6 protein-coding genes are annotated in these 6,872 nt (G+C 63.2%); 1 reads left to right on the plus strand and 5 read right to left on the minus strand.

Annotated elements, in window-relative coordinates; genetic code table 11:
• The 4 genes from LO50_RS23545 to LO50_RS23560 form a co-directional block, all read right to left on the minus strand.
• A partial coding sequence (locus tag LO50_RS23545) for a conjugal transfer protein TraG (RefSeq protein ID WP_044316557.1) occupies window positions 1-1,487 on the minus strand: 1,487 nt, incomplete at its 3' end.
• A gap of 234 nt (window positions 1,488-1,721) precedes the next feature.
• A complete protein-coding gene (locus tag LO50_RS23550; protein ID WP_044316558.1) occupies window positions 1,722-1,985 on the minus strand; it encodes an EexN family lipoprotein in 264 nt (87 codons plus the stop codon).
• Window positions 1,982-2,926 (minus strand): LysR family transcriptional regulator, encoded by a 945-nt coding sequence (locus LO50_RS23555; RefSeq protein ID WP_044316559.1) that lies wholly within the window; start codon window positions 2,924-2,926, stop codon window positions 1,982-1,984. Before LO50_RS23555 ends, LO50_RS23550 begins: the two co-directional genes overlap by 4 nt.
• A gap of 61 nt (window positions 2,927-2,987) precedes the next feature.
• Window positions 2,988-3,746: an SDR family NAD(P)-dependent oxidoreductase gene (locus LO50_RS23560; protein WP_037039090.1), complete on the minus strand. Its 759-nt coding sequence runs from the start codon at window positions 3,744-3,746 to the stop codon at window positions 2,988-2,990.
• 151 nt (window positions 3,747-3,897) lie between these two features.
• Between LO50_RS23560 and LO50_RS23565 the strand changes: the two genes are divergently transcribed.
• A complete protein-coding gene (locus tag LO50_RS23565; RefSeq protein WP_033938353.1) occupies window positions 3,898-4,791 on the plus strand; it encodes a LysR family transcriptional regulator in 894 nt (297 codons plus the stop codon).
• 17 nt (window positions 4,792-4,808) lie between these two features.
• Here LO50_RS23565 and LO50_RS23570 read toward each other — a convergent pair whose 3' ends face one another.
• Window positions 4,809-6,803: a relaxase/mobilization nuclease domain-containing protein gene (locus tag LO50_RS23570; RefSeq protein WP_044316560.1), complete on the minus strand. Its 1,995-nt coding sequence runs from the start codon at window positions 6,801-6,803 to the stop codon at window positions 4,809-4,811.
• Window positions 6,804-6,872 lie beyond the last annotated feature (69 nt).

The raw sequence follows: 6,872 nt of genomic DNA on the forward strand, positions 1-6,872 counted from the left end.
AGCCGATGGCCGGCGTAGTTGCGCTGCGCGCGCAGCTCGGTGGCCGTGCCCAGCGTTTCGGAAATGCGCTTGGCCGTGCGTTCGTCGTTGGTGGCGAAGGTCACACGCACATGGCAGTTGTCCAGAATCGAATGGTTCTGGCCGTAGGCTTTGTCGATCTGGTTGAGCGACTGCGCGATGAGGAAGCTGCGGATGCCGTAGCCGGCCATGAAGGCCAACGCCGTCTCGAAGAAGTCCAAGCGGCCCAGCGCCGGAAATTCATCGAGCATCAGCAGCAGCTTGTGGCGGCGCTCGATGCCGTCGCTGCCATCGAGCGATTCGGTGAGGCGCCGGCCGATCTGGTTGAGGATCAGCCGGATCAGCGGCTTGGTGCGGCTGATGTCCGAAGGCGGCACCACCAGATACAGCGACACCGGATGCTCGGAAGCAATCAGATCGGCGATACGCCAGTCGCAGCGCGAGGTGACTTCGGCCACCGTGGGATCGCGGTACAGACCCAGGAACGACATGGTGGTGCTCAGGACGCCGGAGCGTTCGTTGTCCGACTTGTTGAGCACTTCGCGCGCAGCGGAGGCCACCACCGGATGCGGGCCATCGCCGAGGTGGGGCGTGGTCATCATCCGGTGCAAGGTCAGCTCGAAGGGGCTGGCCGGGTCGGACAGGAAGTTGGCGACGCCGCGCAGCGTCTTGTCCTTGCCCGCATAGAGCACGTGCAGGATGGCGCCCACCAGCAGCGCATGCGAGGTTTTCTCCCAGTGGTTGCGCTTCTCCAGCGCCCCTTCGGGATCGACCAGGATGTCGGCGATGTTCTGCACGTCGCGCACTTCATGCGCACCGCGCCGCACTTCCAGCAGCGGGTTGTAGGCCGCCGACTTGGCATCGGTGGGGTTGAACAGCAAGCAATGCGAGAAGCGCGAACGCCAGCCAGCCGTAATCTGCCAGTTCTCGCCCTTGATGTCGTGGATGACGGCCGAGGCAGGCCACGACAGCAGCGTCGGCACCACCAGGCCCACGCCTTTGCCCGAGCGCGTGGGTGCGAAGGACAGGACGTGTTCCGGGCCTTCATGCCGCAGGTACTGGCGATCATGCTGGCCGAGGAACACACCGGCCGGCTGCGTCAGGCCCGCCTTGCGGATGTCGGCGGCATCGGCCCAACGCGCCGAACCGTAGGTCGTGACCAGCTTGGCCTGCCGTGAACGCCACACCGACATGGCGATGGCGACCAGCACGGCCAGTAGGCCGCTACCGCCGGCAATCGCACCGCCTACGTCGAAAATGTGCGGCGCATAGGCATCGAAGAAGAACCACCACTCGAACAGTCGCCACGGGTGATAGACCGGCGTACCAAAGAAGTCGAACCAGGGCGAGCCAAGACGTACTTGATGTCCGAGAGCGGCCGCTGTCCATTGCGTTGCACTCCATACGCAGGCGATCACGATGCTGAAAACAGCGGCGATCTGCCCGAACAGCACGCCCTGACCTTGCATGACTGGCCTCCGATTTCTCCTGCGCTGATTCCTCGCTCACACGCGGCACAAGGACGTGCCGCATGGCGTGAGGATCGGTGCCGGGTCGGTGCCGGTCAAAGACCGTTATCGGAAGAAAGGTCGAGTAATTGGAAAGAATTAGGGCCGCATCGGGCCAAGGAAAAACGCCGCAAGCGAAGGCGCATTGCGGCGTGTCGGGCAGAAAATGAAAAGTTCGTGGCGAATCGCCAGCGATCAGAACTTGGGCGGGTTCTCCGGCCGCGTATAAGGTGTGTTGCCATCACCATAAAACCGCTTGCGCGTGGCCTCGGCTACCCGGTTGCACAACACGTCGCCGAGCGTGGCGCGATCGGTCTTGCACTGCTGTCGCAGCTCTTTCAGGCGCACGGGATCGGATGCCAGTTCTTCAACGGTTGGCACGCTTTCCGTCTTTGGCGTATCGGCGGGGCCGCAGGCGGTCAGCACCACGGCCAGCGAAAACAGCATTGCCTTCTTCATGGCTTGGGTTCCTCCGGGGGATCAGGGATATGGCCTGGCGCTGGCCTGGCATCTTCGGGGGACTCGATGGCCTGCACGCGCTCGATGAAGCGGGCCAGCGTTTTCGAGGGTTCGCCATCCAGGCGCAGCAGATAGGTCGTGAGCAGCGGCGAGCGTCCCGCCAGCGGCCGTGCCACCACGCCTTGCTCCCGGCTGGCGGTGATATGCGCGGCGCCAGTCAAGCCCAGGGCGAAGCCTGCGGAGACCAGCGCCATCATCAGGTCGCAGGACGCCACCCGCTCGGCCACCAAGGGTTCCATGTCCACGCGGCGCAGCACACGATCCACCTGCCGGGCATGCCCCTCGCACGCCTGCGGATCGCACAGCACCAGCGGGTAGCGCAGCAGTTCTTCCAAAGGAATGCGTTTGTGGGCCAGCAGGGGATGCCGCGCTGGCACAGCCACCATCAGCGGATCGCTCCAGACGGGCAAGGCGACGATGCCATCGCCGACTTCATCGGCACGGGCGAACCCTACGTCATACAGGTCGTCGTGCAGCCCCTTGATCTGCTGTGACAACGGCACTTCGAAGAAACGAATTTCGACTTCCGGTTCCTCCTGTCGGCACAGTGCCAGCAAGGCAGGTAGCCGCGAAGGCGTGATGCCATCGGACAAAGCGATACGCAACTGGCCGTGAAAGCCATTGGCGGCCGCCTTCACGCTGTCCCGTGCCTGCTGCAAGGCGGAGAAGATGCGTGGCACATGATCCAGGAACAGCTTGCCCGCACGGGTCAATCGGGTGCTGCGCGTGGTGCGGGCGAACAGCACCACGCCCAGTTCTTCTTCCAGTTCTTTGATGGCCCGTGACAGCGGCGACTGCTCGATATGCAGCCGCTCCGCCGCACGGGCGAAGTGGAGTTCTTCGGCTACGGCCAGGAAACAACGCAGATGGCGCAATTCCATCACGCCACCTCTTTATGCTGGGAAGCGAAAGGGTTTCGAGACAGCCGTACCATAAGGCGTCCTAATGAGCGAAAAAGTGCATTCCTCCATCGACGGGAATCACAGCGCCGGTGATGTAACGAGCCAAAGGTGAAGCAAGAAACGCCACTAAATGGCCTATATCTTCCGGTTCACCGAAATACCCAATGGGAATATTGCGAGTAATGAAGTCCCGTCTGCTTTCCTCGGTTGGATGGAGCCTGCTCAACACTTGGGCGCTGTTGATCCGTCCAGGAGCAATCGTATTGACCGTGACTCCCTGCGCGGCCACGTCGCAGGAAAGTCCTTTGGCCCAAAGATGCAGGGCGGCTTTGGCAGCCGTGGCAGCATTCAGCGAGCGAGGCTCCATCGAGCCGCTGATACTGATGATGCGACCCCACTGACGTACACGCATCGTTGGAAGGATGGCTTGGGTCAACCGCCGCGCAGCGGTGAAGTTGAGCGCAAACGCTTCTTCCCAGTCCTCATCAGATGCTGACAATTCCGTTGGGCGTGAACCGCCAGCGCAGTTGACCAGGATGTCGATGTGACCAAGGGCTGTCGCCGCTTCGGCGGCAATGCGCGCGACATCGGCTGCGTCTGTCACATCACCGCTGACGACAATGGGAACTTGCTCACTGGAGGCTTCGATTTGTGAAGCAACCCGTTCCAACTGATCGTCCCTGCGCGCGGTGACGGCTATGCGGGTGCCTTCATCGGCGAGCAGGCGTGCAACACCCGCACCTATGCCACTGCTTGCGCCGGTGATAAGCGCCGTTCGTCCTCTTAAGTTCAATTCCACCGTGTCCTCCTATGAAATGGCAGGAGTCCGGCCTACGGGATGCGGCTGTGTGCCTTGCAACCTGCGCGCCAAACTGTTCCATGTATTTTATTGAGAACCATTGCTTGATAAACTACCTTTAAGTTTCATAACTTAAAACTGTGGGTTCACAATGGATCTGTTGGACAGCATGAAGGTGTACGTCCTTACGGTGGAGAAAGGCAGTCTGAGCGGGGCTGCCGCTACGTTGGGCGTCTCCGCAACAATGGCAGGCAAGCATCTGCGGTCACTGGAAGCGCGCCTGGGAATGCAGTTGCTTAACCGAACGACGCGGCGGCAGCATCTAACCTCGTTCGGTGAGGACTACTACACGAGATGCAAAGAGATTCTGCGCTTGGTAGCGGAGACAGATGCGCAGGCCCAGCACCAGAAATTAGCACCTGCTGGCAAGCTGCGCATCACGGCGCCCGTTATCTTCGGGACACACGCATTGATGCCTGCCTTGGCGATCTATATGGCGCGTTATCCAGAAATCGCACTCGATGTAGTCCTTTCTGATCGCGTGGTGGATTTAGCCGAAGAGGGGTTCGAGGCCGCCATTCGCATTGGAGAGTTACCGGAGAATGCGCCTCTGGTCGCAAGGCCGCTTACTCCATACAGCCTGACGATGTGCGCTTCCCCGGGATACTTGGCGCATCAGGGCATACCGGAAACAGTGGAAGACCTGCAGCATCACGAATGCCTATCGTTCAGCCCGACAGCCTTGTCCTATTGGCTTGGCACTGGTGAGGACGTGCGTCGTCGATCAGTGTCGGGAAGATTGCAGATAAACAACGGCCAGGCACTCCGCATTGCTGCACTCAATGGCATGGGCATCGTCTTGCAATCCACCCTTCTGTTGGAAGAGGACATTCAAGCTGGCCGTTTGATTCAATTGTTTCCCGAGCAAGGTCTGCCGAGCCGACCGATGAGCGTTGTTTACCTTCCTGACCGCTACCATTCGACCAAGCTACGTAGTTTTGTGGCGTTTCTCATGGAGCACTTCCCGCCAATGGCCCGCGTGTAGTGCCTGCACCTAACAACTCAGCTTATTGAGAGATTGCGCTGCCGCCCGATTTCCCATGACACTCCACTGCCGCGCACCGTCGCTGCAAGCTGCTGCCCCAGCCGCTGTTCAATCACCGGACGCCACGGCACAAGCGAGAAGCCCATGCCGTCGTCCAGCATCGCGTACCGCCCGCTGGCGAGCATGACCGAGCGCCGGTAGATGCCGGCTACGCGCTGTCCGTCCGCCACTGGGCGATGTGACAGTCCGGTTTCGGCGGCAATGTCCTTTCCAACTTGCGCCAGCTCCCGGTTGTGCAGCGTCGCCAGCAGGTTGCGGGCGAGGATCACGCGCTGGCCGCGCCGCTGGGCCAAGCCCTGTTCTTCAAGGAAATCGGCGCGCTGCTGCATGGCCTGCTTGGCCTCGCCGCCAAAGCCCAGGTCGCCCAGCCCCTTGCCGCCGCCGATCAACTGCTGATCCAGCCAGGTGGCGCCGATCATGCGGGCCTGCCGCTCGATGGGCAGGTGCGATTTCAGCTCCACGGCTACGCCACCGAGGCGCTGCGCGTCGTACTGGCGGCCACGCTCGGCCAGGTCGTCCGGCACCTTCCATAAACCATCGGCCACGCGCTCGACGATGCCAGCGCGGCGCAGGGCTTCCAGCCGGCGAACATGGGCCGCAACGACTTCCTGTGGGTCGCGTCCGGCCTTGGCCCGGCCTTGCTCGATCGCCAAGTGGTGATCGGCGCGGTACGGGCCATCGCTCGCCAGCGCGGCGATGTTCTTGTCGGCCGCCCGCACCTCGGCGGAACCGCGCACCTCCACCACCGCGCCGGTGGGATAGTTCGCCAGCTCGTCGCGGGCGTTGAGCGCGACGTAGTGGGCCTTGCCGTCCACGCCGTCGATGACCAAATATCCCCGGTCGTGCAGCTCGTCGGCCAGCCCCTTGGCGGCCACGCGGCCGATAACGGTGCGGCCGTCGTCTCCCGGCTCGAACACCTCCAGTTCGCGCGGCTGGCCACTCATGGCCCGCTGCATCGTGCGGATGATGTCGCCACGCTCGCCCAGGGCGCGCAAGGTCTTCTCTGCATCGGCATGGACGGCCCAGGTGCCGGGCTGCATCTCGTCGGCCAGGCCAAGCCGCTGCAAGCGTTGCAGGCGGCCGATCAGCAGCAGGCGCTGGCGTTGCAGCCGGGGCTCGTTGAAGCGTTCGATCTGCACACGGCCATCCTCGCCGGCCTCGCGTTGCAGCGTGCGGTCGAGGCTCGTCCACCGTTCTTGCTCTACCTCGCGCTGCAAGGTCTGCTGGATCTCCAGTTCGGTACGCGGCCCCAGCCATTCCGTCGCCAGCTCGGCGGCGCGATGGCGGAAGCCATGGGCGATGTAGTCGCCGGCGATGATGAGGTCTTTGCCGGTGTCGTCGCGTCCGCGCACGATCAAATGCGTGTGCGGGTTGTCGGTGTTCCAGTGATCGACCGCCACCCAATCCAGCCGCGTCCCCAGGTCGGCTTCCATCCGGTTCACCAGATGCCGGGTGTACGTGCGCAGGTCGTCCAGCTCGGCGCCGTCTTCCGGGGAGACGATGAAGCGGAAATGGTGCCGGTCGTCGGCGGCCCGCTCCTTGAAGGCATCAAGGTCGGTTTCGTCGGTCTGCAGCCCGTAGGCCCGCCCAGGTTCGCCATCGCGGCCCGCGCCGTCGCGCTCGATGTAGCGCAGGTGCTTGGCGAGCGACTGTGGGCTGGCGTTGCGCTGATTGACCAGCAGGGTCTTGATGGTCACGCGCCGCGACATGGGCGTCAGCTTCGCACCCGCGAAACGCGCCGCCGTGTGGCCGCGCCCAAGCCGTGAGCCGGGACGCTGGCCAGCGCGTGCGCCGCTGCCACCGGCTACGGAATGGCGCATCGAGGACTTGCCGCCGCTGGCCTTGCCAGCCTGCTTGAGCACCTTGGAAACGAAGCTCTGGCCCTGGCCTTTGCCCCGGTTCTTCGGGGCGCTGGGGCGCACCCGGAAATCGTCGTCGCGGCGGTCGGTCATGGCCTCGCTCCCTGCAAGCTCTGGCGTGTCCTGTCGTGCGAAGCACGCGGACATGCCTGCATTGGCGCG

The sequence above is a fragment of the Stutzerimonas stutzeri genome (assembly GCF_000935215.1).
Lineage (GTDB): Bacteria > Pseudomonadota > Gammaproteobacteria > Pseudomonadales > Pseudomonadaceae > Stutzerimonas.

Bases quoted from the DNA above. Each gene is read 5' to 3' on its own strand.
- LO50_RS23550 (WP_044316558.1), bottom strand. From the start codon at position 1,985: ATGAAGAAGGCAATGCTGTTTTCGCTGGCCGTGGTGCTGACCGCCTGC.
- LO50_RS23555 (WP_044316559.1), bottom strand. From the start codon at position 2,926: ATGGAATTGCGCCATCTGCGTTGTTTCCTGGCCGTAGCCGAAGAACTC.
- LO50_RS23565 (WP_033938353.1), top strand. From the start codon at position 3,898: ATGGATCTGTTGGACAGCATGAAGGTGTACGTCCTTACGGTGGAGAAA.
- LO50_RS23570 (WP_044316560.1), bottom strand. From the start codon at position 6,803: ATGACCGACCGCCGCGACGACGATTTCCGGGTGCGCCCCAGCGCCCCG.